General features: G+C 70.1%; 12 protein-coding genes. All 12 read right to left on the bottom strand.

Features of this window, described 5'->3' with window-relative positions:
* Nucleotides 1-86: 86 nt before the first annotated feature.
* Nucleotides 87-1,280, bottom strand: coding sequence for a cell division protein FtsZ (ftsZ, locus tag PGB34_RS16095; protein ID WP_271429120.1), 1,194 nt, complete (start codon nt 1,278-1,280; stop codon nt 87-89).
* A 167-nt stretch (nt 1,281-1,447) separates the two neighbouring features.
* Complete coding sequence (gene ftsA, locus PGB34_RS16090) at nt 1,448-2,677, bottom strand: cell division protein FtsA (protein ID WP_271429119.1); 1,230 nt, start codon at nt 2,675-2,677, stop codon at nt 1,448-1,450.
* A 42-nt stretch (nt 2,678-2,719) separates the two neighbouring features.
* On the bottom strand, nt 2,720-3,568 hold the full coding sequence (locus PGB34_RS16085) for a cell division protein FtsQ/DivIB (RefSeq protein ID WP_271429118.1): 849 nt from the start codon (nt 3,566-3,568) through the stop codon (nt 2,720-2,722).
* Nucleotides 3,569-3,578: 10 nt separating this feature from the next.
* Nucleotides 3,579-4,601, bottom strand: a complete 1,023-nt coding sequence (locus PGB34_RS16080) for a D-alanine--D-alanine ligase (RefSeq protein WP_271429117.1) — start codon at nt 4,599-4,601, stop codon at nt 3,579-3,581.
* Nucleotides 4,598-6,007 carry a UDP-N-acetylmuramate--L-alanine ligase gene (gene murC / locus PGB34_RS16075; protein ID WP_271429116.1) on the bottom strand — a complete coding sequence of 470 codons (1,410 nt, stop codon included), beginning with the start codon at nt 6,005-6,007 and terminating at the stop codon, nt 4,598-4,600. Before murC ends, PGB34_RS16080 begins: the two co-directional genes overlap by 4 nt.
* A complete protein-coding gene (gene murG, locus PGB34_RS16070) occupies nt 6,004-7,086 on the bottom strand; it encodes an undecaprenyldiphospho-muramoylpentapeptide beta-N-acetylglucosaminyltransferase (protein ID WP_271429115.1) in 1,083 nt (360 codons plus the stop codon). Before murG ends, murC begins: the two co-directional genes overlap by 4 nt.
* The gene (gene ftsW, locus PGB34_RS16065; protein WP_271429114.1) at nt 7,083-8,387 is read right to left on the bottom strand and encodes a putative lipid II flippase FtsW; all 1,305 of its coding nucleotides are present in this window, start codon (nt 8,385-8,387) and stop codon (nt 7,083-7,085) included. The genes murG and ftsW overlap by 4 nt, the downstream gene beginning before the upstream one ends.
* Nucleotides 8,384-10,339, bottom strand: coding sequence for a UDP-N-acetylmuramoyl-L-alanine--D-glutamate ligase (murD, locus tag PGB34_RS16060; RefSeq protein WP_271429113.1), 1,956 nt, complete (start codon nt 10,337-10,339; stop codon nt 8,384-8,386). The genes ftsW and murD overlap by 4 nt, the downstream gene beginning before the upstream one ends.
* Before the next feature lie 15 nt (nt 10,340-10,354).
* Nucleotides 10,355-11,533 (bottom strand): phospho-N-acetylmuramoyl-pentapeptide-transferase, encoded by a 1,179-nt coding sequence (gene mraY / locus PGB34_RS16055; protein WP_271429112.1) that lies wholly within the window; start codon nt 11,531-11,533, stop codon nt 10,355-10,357.
* Between the two features lie 15 nt (nt 11,534-11,548).
* A complete protein-coding gene (locus tag PGB34_RS16050; RefSeq protein ID WP_271429111.1) occupies nt 11,549-13,003 on the bottom strand; it encodes a UDP-N-acetylmuramoyl-tripeptide--D-alanyl-D-alanine ligase in 1,455 nt (484 codons plus the stop codon).
* On the bottom strand, nt 13,000-14,541 hold the full coding sequence (locus PGB34_RS16045) for a UDP-N-acetylmuramoyl-L-alanyl-D-glutamate--2,6-diaminopimelate ligase (protein ID WP_271429110.1): 1,542 nt from the start codon (nt 14,539-14,541) through the stop codon (nt 13,000-13,002). The genes PGB34_RS16050 and PGB34_RS16045 overlap by 4 nt, the downstream gene beginning before the upstream one ends.
* Complete coding sequence (locus PGB34_RS16040) at nt 14,541-16,289, bottom strand: peptidoglycan D,D-transpeptidase FtsI family protein (protein WP_271429109.1); 1,749 nt, start codon at nt 16,287-16,289, stop codon at nt 14,541-14,543. The genes PGB34_RS16045 and PGB34_RS16040 overlap by 1 nt, the downstream gene beginning before the upstream one ends.
* Between the last annotated feature and the right edge of the window lie 42 nt (nt 16,290-16,331).

Below are 16,331 nucleotides of genomic sequence, written 5' to 3'. Positions count from 1 at the left end.
GAGGTTGCGTCGAGGACCGCAGCCGTACTCTCGTACGGCGAGGACCGCAGGCGCAAGATCGGGGCGCGCAGTAGCCGTATGAGGCATCAATCGGCTTGGCGGCGGAGGAATGCGGGGATCTCGAAATCGTCCATCCCCCCCGACGACAGCGCATCCACCTTGGCCGCGGCCATGGTGCGGTTGGTGCGCCACACACTGGGCACGGCCACGCTGTCGTAGCTGGGCTGGGCGCCCGTGCCCAGGGTGGGCACCTGGAAGCCGATGTTGTCGGTGCCGGTGCGGATGACCTGCAGCTCGGGCGCGCTGCGTTGGGCGTTCTGGTGCGACAGGCCGGTGGCCACCACCGTGACGCGCATCTCGTCGCCCAGTGACTCGTCATAGGCGGCGCCGTAGATCACGTGCGCGTCGGGCGAGGCGTAGGCGCGGATGGTGTTCATCGCCAGCTTCGATTCGGACAGCTTGAGCGAGCCCTTCGACGCCGTGACCAGCACCAGCACACCCTTGGCGCCCGACAGGTCGATGCCTTCGAGCAGCGGGCAGGCCACGGCCTGCTCCGATGCGATGCGCGCGCGGTCCGGGCCGCTGGCCGAGGCCGTGCCCATCATGGCCTTGCCGGGCTCGCCCATCACGGTGCGCACGTCTTCGAAGTCGACGTTCACGTGGCCGTACTCGTTGATGATTTCGGCGATGCCGCCCACGGCGTTCTTGAGCACGTCGTTGGCATGGGCGAAGGCCTGCTCCTGCGTCACGTCGTCGCCCAGCACGTCGAGCAGCTTCTCGTTGAGGATCACGATCAGCGAATCGACATTGGCCTCCAGCTCGGCCAGGCCGGTCTCGGCGTTGTTCATGCGCTTGCCGCCTTCCCAGTCGAAGGGCTTGGTGACCACGCCGACGGTGAGGATGCCCATTTCCTTGGCCACGCGCGCGATCACGGGCGCAGCGCCCGTGCCCGTGCCGCCGCCCATGCCTGCCGTGATGAACAGCATGTGCGCGCCTTCGATCGAGGTGCGGATGTCGTCCACCGCCAGCTCGGCGGCATCGCGGCCCACCTGGGGCTTGCTGCCGGCGCCACGGCCGGTCTGGCCCAGCTGGATGGACTTGTGCGCGTTGTTGCGCACCAGTGCCTGTGCGTCGGTGTTGGCGCAGATGAACTCCACGCCTTGCACGCTGCGGGCGATCATGTGCGCCACGGCATTGCCGCCGCCGCCGCCGACGCCGATCACCTTGATTTGCGTGCCTTGGTTGAACTCTTCATTGGGTTCGATCATTTCGATGGGCATCGTGAACTCCTGGATTGCTTGCAGTTGCCGTATGGATTGAAGACTGACGATTTATGTTTGAAAGCAGGAACGCGACAGGGCGTGAGGCGGTGGACCGGTTCGTCGCCATCGCTCGTTGAAATGACGCGGCGGGCCGGTGTGGAAGCTGGCGCGGGTGAGGAGGCTCATCAGAAGTTCCCCACGATGAAGTCCTTGAAGCGGCCGAAGGCGGTCTTCACGGTGCCGCTCTTGGCGGCCACCTTGTAGCCGCGCATGCGGGCAAAGCGCGCCTCTTCGAGCAGGCCCATGACTGTCGCCGCACGCGGCTGCGCCACCATGTCGGACAGGGCGCTCGAATACTTGGGAATGCCGCGTCGCACGGGTTTGAGGAAGATGTCCTCGCCCAGCTCCAGCATGCCCGGCATCACCGAGCTGCCGCCCGTGAGCACCACGCCCGAGGACAGCACCTCTTCGTAGCCGGACTCGCGCACCACCTGCTGCACGAGCTGGAAGATCTCTTCCACGCGCGGCTCGATCACGCCGGCCAGCGCCTGCTTGCTGAGCATGCGCGGGCCGCGGTCGCCCAGGCCCGGCACTTCCACCTGGGTCTCGGGGTCGGCCAGTAGCTGCTTGGCAAAACCGTGTTCGACCTTGATGTCCTCCGCATCCTTGGTGGGCGTGCGCAGGGCCATCGCGATGTCGCTGGTGATCAGGTCGCCCGCGATGGGGATCACGGCCGTGTGGCGGATCGCGCCGTTGGTGAAGATGGCCACGTCGGTGGTGCCGGCGCCGATGTCCACCAGCACCACGCCCAGCTCGCGCTCGTCCTCGGTCAGCACCGCCTGGCTCGAAGCCAGCGGGTTGAGCATCAACTGGTCCACTTCCAGGCCGCAGCGGCGCACGCACTTGATGATGTTCTCAGCCGCGCTCTGGGCACCGGTGACGATGTGCACCTTGGCCTCCAGCCGCATGCCGCTCATGCCGATGGGTTCCTTGACGTCCTGGCCGTCGATCACGAACTCCTGCGGCTCCACCAGCAGCAGGCGCTGGTCGCTGGAGATGTTGATGGCGCGCGCGGTCTCCACCACGCGGGCCACGTCGGCCGTGGTGACCTCCTTGTCTTTGACGGCCACCATGCCGCTGGAGTTGATGCCGCGGATGTGGCTGCCCGTGATGCCGGTGTAGACGCGACTGATCTTGCAGTCGGCCATGAACTCGGCCTCCTTCAGGGCCTGCTGGATGCTTTGCACCGTGGCGTCGATGTTCACCACCACGCCGCGCTTGAGGCCGTTGGAAGGCGCCACGCCCAGGCCTGCGAGCTTGAGCTCGCCGCCGGGCAGCACCTCGGCCACCATCGCCATCACCTTGGCGGTGCCGATGTCGAGTCCGACAACCAGATCTTTGTAGTCTTTGGGCATCTTGATGTCCTGATTGAGCCTGCTCTTCTCTCGTATTTCGTCTTAGGGCCGACGCGCTGAGGCGCCGCTGCCTGCCGGCTGCGCGCGCACCGCCACGCCCGCACGCGCGGGCTGGGCGCTGCTGTTGTCCACCGTGGTCACGCCGCGCAGCCGCACGGCATAGGCGTCGGCATGGCGCAGATCGGCGCTTTCCACCGCATCCACGCCGCGGTTGTATTGGCCGGCCACCTGCCGCACGCTGGTCAGGAAGCGCTGGGCACGCGCCGCCACTTCCTCGCTGCTGCCGCGGCCCAGCTCGATCACGGCTCCGCTGTCCAGCGTGGCCTGCCAGCTGCCGCGCTGCGACAGCACCAGTTGCTGGATCTCCAGCTCGGCGGCGGCAAACAGCGGTTGCAGCTCGCGGAACATGCCCAGCACATGGCCGCTCTGCTCGTCGGGCCCCACCAGGCGCGGCAGCTCGTCACTGGCCTCGGCCGTGTTGGCCTCGAAGACCTCGCCGAAGCTGTTGACCAGGGTGGAGCGGTCTTCGCCGCCCCAGAAGGCCACGGGCACGTGCTCGGTGAGCGTGGCGCGCAGGCGGTTCGGGAACTCGCGGTGCACCACGGCCTTGCGCACCCAGGGCACCGATTCAAAGGCCACGCGGGCGCGCTGCAGATCGACGGTGAAGAAGTTGCCGGCCAGCTGCGGGGCCACGTTGGCGCGCAGGGTGGCCGCGTTGTTGTGGGTCACGTCGCCCTGCACCTTGATCCCCGCCAGCGGGAAGAAGGGCTGGCGCAGCACCCACCATCCGGCCGCGGCCAGCAGCATGAGACCGCACAGCGCGAACAACAAAGTCGCCGTGAGGTTCATGAGCCGGACGTCCAGCGGAGGGGTGAGTGCATCGGTGGCCATGGGAAAACGCTCAGCCGCGCTCCTTCACGAAGGCGTCGGGGGCGGCGCTGTCCAACGCAGCGGCCGCCAGCACGCGCACGCACAGGTCTTCGTAGGCGATGCCCACGGCCCGTGCCGACATGGGCACCAGCGAATGGCCGGTCATGCCGGGCGAAGTGTTCATCTCCAGCAGGAAGGGCTTGCGGTCGCTGGCGCGGATCATCACGTCGGCGCGGCCCCAGCCGCGGCAGCCCAGGCTGCGATACGCGGCCAGCGCCAGGGTGCGGATCTCCTGCTCCAGCGCATCGGGCAGGCCGGCCGGACAGTGGTACTTCACGTCGTCGGTGAAGTACTTGTTCTGGTAGTCGTAGGCGCCTTCGGGCGCCGCGATGCGCACCACCGGCAGTGCCTGCGCGTCGGCGCCCTGGCCCAGCACGGCGCAGGTGACTTCCTCGCCCTCGATGAACTCTTCGCACAGCACGTCGGCGTCGTAGCGGGCGGCCAGGCGCACGGCCTCCTGCATGTCGCGATCCACGTCTCCCAGGCCCTGCACCTTGGTCACGCCGATGGACGAACCCTCGCGCGGCGGCTTCACGATCAGCGGCAGGCCCAGCTCGTCGGGCACGGCGCGCACGCGCTCTGGCGATTGCTGATCCGGCGCCAGGCGCACATAGCGCGGCGTGGACAGCCCTTCGGCCAGCCACAGGCGCTTGGTCATCACCTTGTCCATCGCGACGCTGGAAGCCATGACGCCCGAGCCGGTGTAGGGAATGCCCAGCAGCTCCAGCGCACCCTGCACCGTGCCGTCTTCGCCATGGCGCCCGTGCAGTGCGATGAAGCAGCGCGCAAAGCCTTCGCGCTTGAGGTCGGCCAGGTCGCGCTCGGCCGGGTCGAAGGCATGGGCGTCCACGCCGCGCGACTTGAGCGCAGCGAGCACGCCGGTGCCCGAGAGGATGGAGATCTCGCGCTCGGCCGAACGGCCGCCGAAGAGCACGGCCACCTTGCCCAGGGCAGCGGCTGGCGTGTTGAGCGTGGAGGGTCGAGCGTCAGTCATGGTTGGTTCCTCGCCGCGCGCTCGACGATCTGTGCGGGCACGCCGCCGATGGAGCCCGCGCCCATGCACAGCACCACATCACCGGCCTGCGCGTTGTCGATCACGGCCTGCGCCATCGCGCCGATGTCGTCGACGAACACCGGCTCCACCTTGCCCGCCACGCGCAGCGCCCGCGCGAGCGAGCGGCCGTCTGCGGCCACGATGGGCGCCTCGCCCGCGGCATAGACCTCGGCCAGCAGCACGGAATCGGCCTGGCCGATGACCTTGACGAAATCCTCGAAGCAGTCGCGGGTGCGCGTGTAGCGGTGCGGCTGGAAGGCCAGCACCAGGCGCCGGCCCGGGAAGGCGCCGCGCGCGGCGGCCAGCGTGGCGGCCATCTCCACCGGGTGGTGGCCGTAGTCGTCGATCACGGTGAACTGGCCACCGGCCGGGGCCGCGACATCGCCATAGCGCTGGAAGCGCCGGCCCACGCCCTTGAACTCGGCCAGGCCGCGCTGCACGGCCTCGTCGGCAATGCCCAGCTCCACCGCGATGGCGATCACCGACAGCGCGTTGCGCACGTTGTGCTCGCCCGGCAGGTTCAGCACGATGGGCAGATCGGGCAGGGTCACGCCGTTGCGCCGCTGCACCGTGAAGTGCATCTGCGCGCCCACGGCCCGCACGTCGATGGCGCGCACCTGCGCGTCCTCGGCGAAGCCGTAGCTGGTCACCGGGCAGGTCACCTGCGGCACGATCTCGCGCACGGCCGGGTCGTCCACGCACAGGATCGCCACGCCGTAGAAGGGCATGCGGTGCAGGAAGTCGACGAAGGTGCGCTGCAGCTTGCCGAAGTCATGGCCATAGGTCTCCATGTGGTCGGCGTCGATGTTGGTGACGACCGCCATCACGGGCAGCAGGTTCAGGAAGGAGGCGTCGGACTCGTCGGCCTCCACCACGATGTGCTCGCCCTGCCCCAGGCGCGCGTTGGCGCCGGCACTGTTCAGGCGCCCGCCGATGACGAAGGTCGGGTCCAGCCCCGCAGCCGCGAGCACGCTGGCGGCCAGGCTGGTGGTGGTGGTCTTGCCGTGCGTGCCGGCGATGGCGATGCCCTGCTTGAGCCGCATCAGCTCGGCCAGCATCAGCGCGCGCGGCACCACCGGGATGCGCTTCTCGCGCGCAGCCAGCACCTCGGGGTTGTCGGCCTTCACGGCCGTGGAGGTGACCACCGCGTCGGCGCCGGCGATATGGGCCGCCGCATGGCCCACGTGGGTGCGGATGCCCAGGGCGCCCAGGCGGCGCAAGGTGGCGCTGTCGGCCAGGTCGGAGCCCGAGATGGTGTAGCCCAGGTTCAGCAGCACCTCGGCGATGCCGCTCATGCCCGAGCCGCCCACGCCCACGAAGTGGATGTGGCGAATGGCGTGCTTCATGGATCCACCCCCCGGTGCACGAGTTGTTCGCAGGCCAGGGCCACCGCTGTGGTGGCCTCGGTCTTTTGCAGGCTCTTGGCCTTGAGCGCGCGCTCCAGCAGCGCGGCGCGGTCGGTCTTCTGGATCAAGTCGGACAGCAGTTCAGGAGTCAGTTCGGTCTGTTGCACCAGCCAGCCGGCGCCCGCATCCACGAGGAAGCGCGCGTTGGTGGTCTGGTGGTCGTCCACGGCCGAGGGGAAGGGAACGAACAGCGCCGCGGCGCCCACCGCGGCCAGCTCGGTCACGGTGCTGGCGCCCGCGCGCGCCACGATGAGATCGGCCTGGGCATAGGCCTCGGCCGCGTTGTCGATGAAGGGCGTGAGCTCGGCCTGCACGCCGGCCGCGGCGTAGTTCGCGCGCAGCTCCTCGATCTGCGTGGCGCCGCTTTGATGCAGCACGATGGGCCGCTCGCTGGGCGCGATGCGCGCCAGCGCCTGCGGCACCACGCTGTTGAGCGCCCGCGCGCCCAGGCTGCCGCCCACCACCAGCACGCGCAGCGGGCCGCTGCGGCCTTCAAAGCGTTCGGCGGGGCCGGGCTGGGCCAGGAATTCGGCGCGCAGCGGGTTGCCCACCCACTGCGCGGACGGCGCCTTCTCCAGCACATGCGGGAAGGCTGTGAACACGCGGTCGGCCACCTTGGCCAGCCACTTGTTGGCCATGCCGGCCACCGAGTTCTGTTCGTGCAGCACCAGCGGCCGGCCCGTGGCCACGCCCATCATGCCGCCCGGGAAGGTGATGTAGCCGCCCAGGCCCACCAGCACGTCGGGCTTCACGCGCCGCACCACGCCCAGCGCCTGCCAGAAGGCGCGCAACAGCTTCCATGGCAGCAGCGCGACGGTGGCCAGGCCCTTGCCGCGCAGGCCGCCGAACTGCACCGGCTCGAAGGCGAAGCCCCGCGGCGGCACCAGCCGCTCTTCCATGCTGCCGGGCGCGCCCAGCCAGTGCACGCGCCAGCCGCGCGCACGCAGCTCCTCGGCCACGGCCAGGCCCGGGAAGATGTGGCCGCCGGTGCCGCCAGCCATCACCAGCGCCGTTTTCATATGCGGCCCCCTCGCATGAGGACGCGGTTCTCATAGTCCACACGCAGCACGATGGCCAGCGCCACGAGGTTCATGAGGATGGCCGAGCCGCCGAAGCTCATCAGCGGCAGGCCCAGGCCCTTGGTGGGCAGCGCGCCCAGGTTCACGCCCATGTTGATGAAAGCCTGGAAGCCGATCCACACGCCCACGCCCTGCGCCACCAGGCCCGAGAACACGCGGTCCAGCGCGATGGCCTGGCGGCCGATGTGCATGATGCGGCGGGTGAGCCAGAAGAACAGGCTGATGATGATCAGCAGGCCCACCAGGCCGAACTCCTCGCCCAGCACGGCCAGCAGGAAGTCGGTGTGGGCCTCGGGCAGCCAGTGCAACTTCTCCACGCTGGCGCCCAGGCCGACGCCGAAGATCTCTCCGCGGCCGATGGCGATCAGCGCATGCGAGAGCTGGTAGCCCTTGCCCAGCGCATGGGCCTCGCTGAACGGGTCCAGGTAGGCGAACAGGCGCTCGCGCCGCCATTCGCTGGTCATGATCATGACCATGAAGGCCGCCACCATCAGCGCAGCGATCAGGAAGAACATGCGCGCGTTCACGCCGCCCAGGAACAGGATGCCCATGGCGATCACGGCGATGACCAGGAAGGCGCCCATGTCGGGCTCGGCCAGCAGCAGCATGCCGATCACCACCACGGCCACGCCCATGGGCACCACGGCCTTGAAGAAGCGCTCCTTCACGTCCATCTTGCGCACCATGTAGCTGGCCGCGTAGAGCACCATCGCCACCTTGGCCAGCTCCGAGGGCTGGAAGTTCATCACCCCCAGCGGCAGCCAGCGGCGCGCGCCGTTGACCACGCGCCCCACGCCCGGCACCAGCACCAGCACCAGCAGCAGCAGGGCCACGACGAAGATCCACGGCGCCCAGCGCTCCCAGGTGCGCATGGGCACCTGGAAGGCGATGAGCGCCGTCACGAAGGCCAGGAAGATGTAGGCGCCGTGGCGCAGCACGAAGAAGCCTTCGCTGTAGCTGGCGCGCGCGAAGCGCGGGTTGTCGCCCAGCGCGATGGAGGCCGAATACACCATGATCAGCCCCCACAGCAGCAGCGCCACCACCACCCACACCAGTGCCTGGTCGAAGCCCAGCACGCGCACCGGGGCAGCCTTGGTCTGCGTGAAGTCGCCGCCACCCAGACGCACGGGCAGGTGCATGGGCATGGCGTCGGCGGCCTGGCCGCGCAGGCGCTGCCACCAGGCGCCGAAGCGGCCGGGGCTCTCGTTGGCCGTGGCTGCGGCTGCCTGTGCGCGGCTCATGCGCTCTCTCCTTCTGCGGCCGGTTCGGGGTCGTCCGCCAGGGCCTGCACGGCGGCGATGAAGACCTCGGCCCGGTGGCCGTAGCCACGGAACATGTCGAAGCTGGCGCAGGCCGGTGAAAGCAGCACGGCATCGCCGGTGTGCGCCTGCCGCGCGGCGGCGCGCACGGCGGCGTCCATGTCGGCGGCATGCAGCAGCGGCACGCCGGTGTCGGCCAGCGCGCTTTCGATCTGCGGCGCATCGCGGCCGATCAGCACGGCGGCGCGCACGTAGCGCGCCACGGGTTCGGCCAGCGGCGTGAAGTCCTGGCCCTTGCCGTCGCCGCCGAGGATCACGACCAGCTTGCGCTCCACACCCAGGCCCGCGAGCGCGGCCACGGTCGCGCCCACGTTGGTGCCCTTGCTGTCGTCGAAATACTCCACGTCGTCGATCAGCGCGATGGGCTCCACGCGATGCGGCTCGCCGCGGTAGTCGCGCAGGCCGTAGAGCATGGGCGCCAGCGCGCAGCCGGCCGACGCAGCCAGAGCCAGCGCCGCGAGCGCGTTGAGCGCGTTGTGCTGGCCGCGGATGCGCAGGGCGTCGGCGGGCATCAGGCGCTGCAGATGAATGTCTTCCTCTTGCACGGCGCCGCGCTTGCGCTTTTGCGTCTCATCGGCCTCGTGCGCGCGCACCAGCCAGGCCATGCCGTTCACGCGCTCGATGCCGAAGTCGCCCGGGCGCTGGGGCAGGTCGGCGCCAAAGGTGATGTGCGCGCGGATCTGCGGCTTTTGCAGCTTGACCTTCACAGGCGGCGGCAGCATGCCCATCACCGCCGCGTCTTCGCGGTTGAGCACCATCAGGCCGGTCTGGCCAAAGATGCGTGCCTTGGCCGCGGCATAGCTGGCCATGTCGCCATGCCAGTCCAGGTGGTCCTGCGTGATGTTGAGCACCGTCGCGGCCGTGGGCTCGAAGCCCTGCACGCCGTCGAGCTGGAAGCTCGACAGTTCGAGCACCCAGGCTTCGGGCAGGGTGCCGGCGTCCAGGTGGCCGGCCAGCGTGTCCAGCAAGGTCGGGCCGATGTTGCCGGCCACGGCCACGGACTTGCCCACGCTCTCGATCAGCAGGCCCGTGAGCGAGGTGACGGTGGTCTTGCCATTGGTGCCCGTGATGGCGAGCACGGCCGGGCGGTAGCCTTCGGGCAATGCGGGGCGCTGCAGCACGGGCGCGGCCTCGGCCACGGGCAGCGGCTCCTGCTCTTCCTCGGCCTGCGGCGCGGCGGCGCTGAGTTCGGCGATGCGCGCGACGAACTCGGCCGCTTCGCGCGCGGCATGGGGCACGTAGGCTTGCGCGGCGGGCGCAGCAGCGGGGGTTGCAGCCTCGGGCTCGGGCGCTGGCGTGGTGTCGGTGAGCTGCTCGACGGGCGCGGCGCTTTCTTCTTCCACGCCGGGCGGGGAAGCGGCGGGTTCCGCTTCTTCCGCTTCAACAGGTGCCTCGATGGCTGCCTCGACGGCCTGGGCCTCGGGCTCAGCGCTTTCTTCAAGCACGGGGTTTTGAACCACAACGGCCTGCGCCTGCGCATGCTCGGCCTGGATCTGCGCCCACGCCGCCTCATAAGCCTCGCGGCGCTGCGCATCGATGTCGCGCAGCGCCTGCGCGAACAGGTCCAGCTCGCCACCCACCACGAGGCCGATGGCGCGCGCTGCATCCACCACCGGCGCGATCTGCGCAGGCGACAGGCCCGGCGAGCGGTACACGGCGCGGATGGGCTTGCCCTCGATCAGCGACGCGTCGAAGGCACCGCTGACGAAGCGCACGGTGGGCAGTTCGGCCTGCAGCTGGGCCAGCTGGGGCGGCGCTTCGCGCGTGTCGGCCACCGTCACGTCGGCGCCGTGGCGCGCGCACCAGCGCGCCATCGCCAGGCCGGACGCACCGAGGCCCAGGATCAGCACGGGGAGCTGGTGGAGTGAATGCATGCGGCGGCTTTCCGTTCAGCGCAGCTTCAGGGTGGACAGGCCCACCAGGCACAGCAGCATGGTGATGATCCAGAAGCGCACGACCACCTGGGTCTCGCGCCAGCCGCTCTTCTCGAAGTGGTGGTGCAGCGGCGCCATCTTGAGGATGCGGCGGCCTTCACCGAAGCGGCGCTTGGTGTACTTGAAGTAGGCCACCTGGGCCATCACCGAAATGGCCTCGACCACGAAGATGCCGCCCATCACGAAGAACACGATCTCCTGGCGCACGATCACGGCCACGGTGCCCAGCGCGCCGCCCAGCGCCAGCGCGCCCACGTCGCCCATGAAGACCTGCGCCGGATGGGTGTTGAACCAGAGGAAGGCCAGGCCCGCGCCGGCCATGGCCGAGCAGAAGACCAGCAGCTCGCCCGAGCCCGGAATGTGCGGGAACAGCAGGTAGCGGCTGTAGACGGAACTGCCCGAGACGTACGCGAACACGCCCAGGGCCGAGCCCACCATCACCACCGGCATGATGGCCAGGCCGTCCAGGCCATCGGTCAGGTTCACGGCATTGCTCGCACCCACGATGACCAGGTAGGTCAGGATCACGAAGCCGATGCCGCCCAGCGGGTAGCTGATCTCCTTGAAGAAGGGCACGATCAGCTCGATCCGGGGCGGCAGGTCCATCGCGAAGCCCGAGCGCACCCAGGCCATGAACAGCTCGAGCACGCGGCCGCTGGAGCCTTGCGACATGGCGAACAGCAGGTACACCGCCGCGACCAGCCCGATCAGCGACTGCCACATGTACTTCTCGCGCGAACGCATGCCTTCGGGATCCTTGCGGACCACCTTGCGCCAGTCGTCCACCCAGCCGATGGCGCCGAAGCCCAGCGTCACCCACAGCACCACCCACACGAAGCGGTTGGAAGTGTCGAACCACAACACCGTGGCCAGGCCGATGGCGAACAGGATCAGCACGCCGCCCATGGTGGGCGTGCCGCTCTTGACCAGGTGCGTTTCCATCGCATAGCCGCGCACGGGCTGGCCGATCTTGAGCGCCGTGAGGCGCCGGATCACCGAGGGCCCCGCGACCAGGCCCACGAGCAGCGCCGTGAGCGCGGCCATCAGCGCGCGGAAGGTGAGGTACTGGAACACGCGCAGGAAGCCCCAGTCGGGGTTCTGCGCCTGCAGCCATTGGGCCAGGTGCATCAGCATGTGGTTGCGCCGGCTTCAATCAGCATGGCCGGTCTCCTCCTCTTGGGTTGCAGCAGGGCCGGCGGCTTCGAGGGCGCGCAGCACGCGCTCCATCGCCATGAAGCGCGAGCCTTTGACGAGCACGCTGCGCGCCGCATCCACGCCCTGGAGCACGGCCGCGTTGAGCGTCTCGATGTTCTTGAAATGGCGCGCGCCGGGCGCGTCGAAGGCGGACACGGCATGCGCGCAGGCCTCGCCCAGCGCGTAGAAGGCCTCGATGCCGCGCTCGCGCGCATAGGCGCCGATCTCGGCGTGGAATTGCGGCCCCTGGTCGCCCACCTCGCCCATGTCGCCCAGCACCAGCAGGCGCGGGCCCGGCAGCTCGGCCAGCACGTCGATGGCCGCACGCACGGAATCCGGGTTGGCGTTGTAGCAGTCGTCCACCAGCGTGCGCGCGAGGCCGTCATGCCAGCGCAGCGGCAGGCTGCGCGAACGGCCCGAGACGGCCTCGAAGGCCGAGAGCCCCGCGCCGATGGCCTGGCAGGACACGCCCGCGGCCAGCGCGCAGGCCACGGCCGCCAGCGCGTTGTGAATGTTGTGGCGCCCGGCGATGTGCAGCCGCGCCTGCACCTTGCCGATGGGCGTGCGGGCCTCGAAGTCCCAGGCGCCGCCCTGCGCATCGCTGCGCCAGTCGGCCCGCAGCAGCGCCACGTCGGCCTCGCTGCGCAGGCCAAAGCGCAGGCAGCGGCTCGCGGCCCCCTGGCCCGGCGCACGGGCCATGTCTTCCCACAGGCCGGTGAAGGCATCGCCGTGCGGGAACACGGCCGTGCCGCCTTCGCGCAAGCCCCTGAAGACGGCGCCGTTCTCGGCCGCCACCGCGTCCACCGTGGCCATGAATTCCTGGTGCTCGCGCTGCGCGTTGTTGACCAGCGCCACGGTCGGCTCGGCAATGGCCGTCAGGCGCGCGATTTCGCCCACATGGTTCATGCCCAGCTCCACCACTGCCAGCCGGTGTTCGTCACGCAGGCGCAACAAGGTCAGCGGCACGCCGATCTCGTTGTTGAAGTTGCCGGCCGTGGCCAGGCTGGCACCCGGCGCCGCGGCACGCAGGATGGAGGCGATCATCTGCGTGACCGTGGTCTTGCCGTTGCTGCCGGCCACCGCGATCAGCGGCAGCTCGAAGCGCCGGCGCCAGCCGCGGCCGATGGCGCCCAGCGCCGCCAGCGTGTCGTCCACCTCCAGACCCGGCAGGCCCGCGGCTTCGAGGCCGCCCTGCGCCACGGCCGCCACGGCCCCCTTGGCGCCGGCCTCGGGCAAGAAGCTGTGGGCATCGAAGCGCTCGCCCTTGAGCGCCACGAACAGGTCGCCGGCGGCGAGGGTGCGCGTGTCGGTGTGCACGCGCGCGATGGGCGTTGCTCCGTCGCCGATCAGGCGCGCGCCGGGCAGCCAGGCGGCGGCCTCGGCCAGGGTGAACAGCGGGGTATCGCTCATGCGGCGCTCCGGGCTTCAAGCGCCGCGAGCGCATGCGCGCGGTCGGAAAAAGGAAGGCGCTGGCCCGCGATCTCCTGCCAGGCCTCGTGGCCCTTGCCGGCGATCAGCACCACGTCCTGGGGCGCGGCCTGGGCCAGCGCATCGGCAATGGCCTGCGCACGCTCGGGCTGCACCTGCACGGCGTCGGGCCGGGCGAAGCCGCGCAGCACCTGGCTCAGGATGGCGGACGGCGATTCGCTGCGCGGGTTGTCGCTGGTCAGCACCACCACGTCGGCCCTGGCCTCGGCCACGGCAGCCATCAAAGGGCGCTTGAGCGGGTCGCGGTCGCCGCCACAGCCAAACAGGCACCACAGGCGGCCGCCGCGCTGGCCGGCCACGCTGCGCAGGCCGGTCAGCACCTTGTCCAGCGCGTCGGGCGTGTGGGCATAGTCCACCACCGCCATGGGCAAGGGGCCAGCCAGGCCGGGTGCACTCACCCGTTCCATGCGGCCGGGCACGCTGTCCAGATCGGCGCAGGCGGCCACGGCCTCGCGCAGCGCCATGCCGCGCGCACGCAGGGCGCCGATCACGCCCAGCAGGTTGGCCACGTTGTAGTCGCCGGTCAGGCCCGTGGCCAGGCGCACGGGCGCCATGCCCTGCTCCACCACCGTGAACTGCAGGCCGCCGCTGCCGTAGCCCACCTCCTGGGCGCACAGGCGCGCCGGCCGGCCCTGGGCGGAGGTGGTCCACAGATCGAGCCCGCGCGTGCCGCGGTCGATCAGCGCCTGCACCAGGGCCGCGCCGCGCAGGTCGTCGATGTTGATCACCGCCGCGCGCAGGCCGGGCCAGCGGAACAGCTCGGCCTTGGCCTCCCAGTAGGCGTCCATGCTGGCGTGGTAGTCCAGATGGTCCTGCGTGAAATTGGTGAAGACGGCCACGCCGATGCGCGTGCCGTCCAGCCGGCGCTCCACGATGCCGATGGACGAGGCCTCGATGGCGCAGGCGTCGAAGCCCTGGTCGGCGAACTCGCGCAGGCTCTGCTGCAAGGTCACGGGGTCGGGCGTGGTCAGGCCGGTGTAGGTCAGCGCGGGCGGCACGCCCACGCCCAGCGTGCCGATCAGCGCGCAGCGCGGCCGGGCCTGGCCGGCGTTGAGCGCCTGCGCCAGCCACCACGCGGTGGAGGTCTTGCCGTTGGTGCCGGTCACGGCCAGCAGATCGAGCGCCTGCGAGGGCTGGTCGCACCAGGCCGCCGCGATGGGGCCGGTGGCGGCTTTGAGGCCCGCATAGCAGGCCACCGCCGCGAGCGTGCCTTCGCCGCTGCCGAAATCGAAGGCGTCCACGCCCTCAGCCTCCACCAGGCAGGCCACGGCGCCCTGCGCCAGCGCGGCCGCCACGTAGGCGCGGCCGTCGGTGGCAGCGCCGGGCCAGGCGATGAAGGCGTCGCCGGGCTGCACGGCGCGGCTGTCCACGCGCAGGGCGCGGGCGCCGCGCGCGCGCAGCCACTGCACGGCCGCCTGCACGTCGAGCACGGGTTCGAGGGGAGCGTGGGTGGCCGCCATCAGAAGCTCTCGTCCACGTCCTGCGCCACCACCAGCGGCTTGACGGCCAGATCGGGCGGCACGTTCATCATGCGCAGCGTCTGCTGCACCACTTCGCCGAACACCGGGCCGGCCACGGTACCGCCGAAGTACTGGCCGGCGCTGGGCTCGTCGATCATCACGGCCACCACGATGCGCGGCTTGTCGATGGGCGCCATGCCGGTGAACCAGGAGCGGTACTTGTTGCTGGCGTAGCCCTTGCCCACCTGCTTGTGCGCGGTGCCGGACTTGCCGCCCACCGAGTAGCCCACGGTCTGCGCGCGCTGCCCGGTGCCGCCGGGGCCGGCGGCCATCTGCAGCATCTTGCGCACGGCGGCTGCGTTCTGGGGCGAGAACACGCGCTGCCCCATGGCCGGCTCGGGGCTCTTGAGGATGGTCACGGGCAGGATGCGCCCGTCATGCGCGAAGGAGGTGTACGACTGCGCCATCTGGAACAGCGAAGCCGACAGGCCGTAGCCGTAGGACATGGTGGCCTGCTCCACGGGCTTCCAGCTCTTCCAGGGCCGCAGCCGGCCGGCCACGGCGCCGGGGAACTGCACCTGCGGCTTCTGGCCGTAGCCCAGCGCGGTGTAGGTGTCCCACATCTCCTGCGGCGCCATCTTCTGCGCGACCTTGATCGCGCCGACGTTGCTGGACTTCTGGATCACGCCTTCCACCGTGAGCGCGCCGTAGTTGTGCGTGTCGCGGATGGTGAAGCCGGCCAGCTGGAAGCGGCCCGGGCTGGTGTCGATCACGGAGCTGGGCTTGATGCGCCCGGCCTCCAGCGCCATGGCCACGGTGATCGGCTTCATGGTCGAGCCGGGCTCGAAGGTGTCGGTGAGCGCGCGGTTGCGCAGCATCTCGCCCGTGAGGTTCTGCCGCTTGTCGGGCACGTAGCTCGGGTAGTTGGCCAGAGCCAGCACCTCGCCGGTCACGGCGTCCAGCACCACCACGCTGCCGGCCTTGGCCTTGTGCTGGCTCACGGCATCGCGCAGCTTCTGGTAGGCGAAGAACTGGACCTTGGAGTCGATGGACAGCTGGATGTCCTTGCCATCCACGGGCGGCACCACGTCGCCCACGCCCTCGACCACGCGGCCCAGCCGGTCCTTGATGACGCGCTGCGAGCCGGGCTGGCCGCCCAGCGCCTTGTTGAAGGACAGCTCGATGCCTTCCTGGCCCTGGTCTTCCACGTTGGTGAAGCCCACCACGTGCGCGGCAGCCTCGCCCTCGGGATACTGGCGCTTGTACTCGCGTGTCTGGTGCAGGCCCTTGATGCCCAGCGCCGCGATCTGCTTGGCGATGGGCTCGTCGACCTGGCGCTGGATCCAGACGAAGGTCTTGTCCTCGTCGGCCAGCTTCTTGTCCAGCTCCTGCGGCTTCATGCCCAGCAGCTTGGCCACCTGGCGCAACTTGGTGCGCGTCTCGGGGTCGTTGCGCTCCACATCCTCCGGGATGGCCCAGACGCTGGGTGCGATCACGCTGGAGGCCAGGATCAGCCCGTTGCGGTCCAGGATGCGGCCGCGATTGGCCGGCAGCGTGAGCGTGCGCTCGAAGCGCACCACGCCCTGGCGCTGGTAGAAGTCGTTGTCGATCACCTGCACGTAGGCCGCGCGCACGCCCAGCACCACGAAGCCCAGCGCCACGGCGGCGACGATGAACTTGCTGCGCCAGACCGGCGTCTTGCTGGCCAGCAGCGGGCTGGTGGTGTAGCGGACGCTGTGCCGGCTCATCGGGGGCTCCGGTTGGCGGCAGGCGCGGGCAGCGGCGGCACG

It is taken from the genome of Xenophilus arseniciresistens, assembly GCF_028023875.1.
GTDB classification, from domain to species: Bacteria; Pseudomonadota; Gammaproteobacteria; order Burkholderiales; family Burkholderiaceae_C; genus Xenophilus; species Xenophilus arseniciresistens.
The sequence above is the reverse complement of the archived record's forward strand: the minus strand, read 5'-3'. Positions and strand labels throughout refer to the sequence as shown.

Excerpts from the sequence above, each read along its gene's own strand:
- murG (WP_271429115.1), bottom strand. The coding sequence starts at position 7,086 with ATGAAAACGGCGCTGGTGATGGCTGGCGGCACCGGCGGCCACATCTTC.
- PGB34_RS16045 (WP_271429110.1), bottom strand. The coding sequence starts at position 14,541 with ATGGCGGCCACCCACGCTCCCCTCGAACCCGTGCTCGACGTGCAGGCG.
- ftsA (WP_271429119.1), bottom strand. The coding sequence starts at position 2,677 with ATGCCCAAAGACTACAAAGATCTGGTTGTCGGACTCGACATCGGCACC.
- ftsZ (WP_271429120.1), bottom strand. The coding sequence starts at position 1,280 with ATGCCCATCGAAATGATCGAACCCAATGAAGAGTTCAACCAAGGCACG.
- PGB34_RS16040 (WP_271429109.1), bottom strand. The coding sequence starts at position 16,289 with ATGAGCCGGCACAGCGTCCGCTACACCACCAGCCCGCTGCTGGCCAGC.
- murC (WP_271429116.1), bottom strand. The coding sequence starts at position 6,007 with ATGAAGCACGCCATTCGCCACATCCACTTCGTGGGCGTGGGCGGCTCG.
- PGB34_RS16085 (WP_271429118.1), bottom strand. The coding sequence starts at position 3,568 with ATGGCCACCGATGCACTCACCCCTCCGCTGGACGTCCGGCTCATGAAC.
- PGB34_RS16050 (WP_271429111.1), bottom strand. The coding sequence starts at position 13,003 with ATGAGCGATACCCCGCTGTTCACCCTGGCCGAGGCCGCCGCCTGGCTG.
- ftsW (WP_271429114.1), bottom strand. The coding sequence starts at position 8,387 with ATGAGCCGCGCACAGGCAGCCGCAGCCACGGCCAACGAGAGCCCCGGC.
- murD (WP_271429113.1), bottom strand. The coding sequence starts at position 10,339 with ATGCATTCACTCCACCAGCTCCCCGTGCTGATCCTGGGCCTCGGTGCG.
- PGB34_RS16080 (WP_271429117.1), bottom strand. The coding sequence starts at position 4,601 with ATGACTGACGCTCGACCCTCCACGCTCAACACGCCAGCCGCTGCCCTG.
- mraY (WP_271429112.1), bottom strand. The coding sequence starts at position 11,533 with ATGCTGATGCACCTGGCCCAATGGCTGCAGGCGCAGAACCCCGACTGG.